General features: G+C 56.1%; 1 protein-coding gene. It reads left to right on the top strand.

The window, feature by feature from the left end; translation table 11 throughout:
- Positions 1 to 305 (top strand): immunoglobulin-like domain-containing protein (locus E4O97_RS26300; RefSeq protein WP_248162705.1); only part of this gene is annotated, 305 nt, incomplete at both ends.

Here is a 305-nt window from a genome sequence, read left to right as displayed (position 1 = left end):
AGAGCACGCAGACCGTTCAAATCACCGAGACCACGGGTGGCAACTTCGAGAAATTGGAAGTTGCGGGCAACGGCGCAACCACCACGATCAACGACACCATCGACAAGGTGGACGTAGTTCTGACCGCCACCACCACCGTCGGTGAAGGCGGCAATATCGTTTACACCGCCAGCCTTGTGGATAAAAACGGCGCGCCGGTGACTAACATCACCAATCCGTTGACTGTCACCCTGGATAACGGTCAGACCATCACCATTGGTGTGAATCAGTCGAGCGGCACCGTTACCACCGTAGCACCGGATGAT

Origin of the sequence: Pseudomonas sp. W15Feb34 (assembly GCF_023127765.1) — a bacterium.
Lineage (GTDB): Bacteria > Pseudomonadota > Gammaproteobacteria > Pseudomonadales > Pseudomonadaceae > Aquipseudomonas > Aquipseudomonas synxantha_A.
The sequence above is the reverse complement of the archived record's forward strand: the minus strand, read 5'-3'. Positions and strand labels throughout refer to the sequence as shown.